The sequence below is a fragment of the Roseateles sp. P5_B10 genome (assembly GCF_056400485.1).
In genome coordinates, this window is sequence record NZ_JBFULE010001493.1 from 1 (window position 1) to 680 (window position 680).

The following is a 680-nucleotide window of genomic DNA, read 5'->3' on the forward strand; positions in this document are numbered from 1 at the left end:
ACAGCTCCGCCAGCAACTTCTGCACATCCGCAGTCCTGGCAAAACTCTTGCCCAGTTCGTTCAGCTTCTGCAACTCGATCTTGGCTTCGGCCTTCTGGTTGCTCTTGATCAGGTATTCGGCGAGATGAAGGCGGTGCAAGGGCTGCTCGGGATCCAGCTGAACCGCACGCCTTTGCAGCACCAGGGCCTTGTCCACGTGACCCGCACCCGCCTGGATTTCCGCCGCAGTGTCGGTGAGGGAAGGTGAATTCGGCGCCAGGCTGAGCGCCTTCTCGATCATTTCCAGTGCGCCGGGCCGGCCAGCACGATGCAGCAACCAGGCCAGATTGTTCAGCGCCACCGCATTGTTGGGCCGCACGGCAATCACCCTTCGGAAATGCCGTTCTGCCCGGTCGAACTCACCGCGTGCCAGCGCCTGGTCGCCCAGCAGGTAGTCGAGCGCCGGCGAATCCGGGTACTTGGTCAGCCAGTCGGCCGCCAGCTTGTCGGCCTCCGCCTGCGATCCCGCGCTGGCCTGTGTCAGATAAAGCTTGATGACCGTCTCTTCCAGCGGACGCTTGGACAGGCTGGTACGGAATGCCACCACCGCCGCCGGCCAGTTGCGCTTCGCGGCCTGCACATCGCCTTCAAAAGACCAGCCCTGCGGCTCGTTGGGCGCCTGGGCCTGCACGGACTTGGCG

1 protein-coding gene is annotated in these 680 nt (G+C 64.0%); it reads right to left on the reverse strand.

All coding sequences use genetic code 11. The annotated features are described in order from the left end of the window. A partial coding sequence (locus tag AC1DU6_RS34185) for a tetratricopeptide repeat protein (RefSeq protein ID WP_477862879.1) occupies nt 1–670 on the reverse strand: 670 nt, incomplete at its 3' end. Between the last annotated feature and the right edge of the window lie 10 nt (nt 671–680).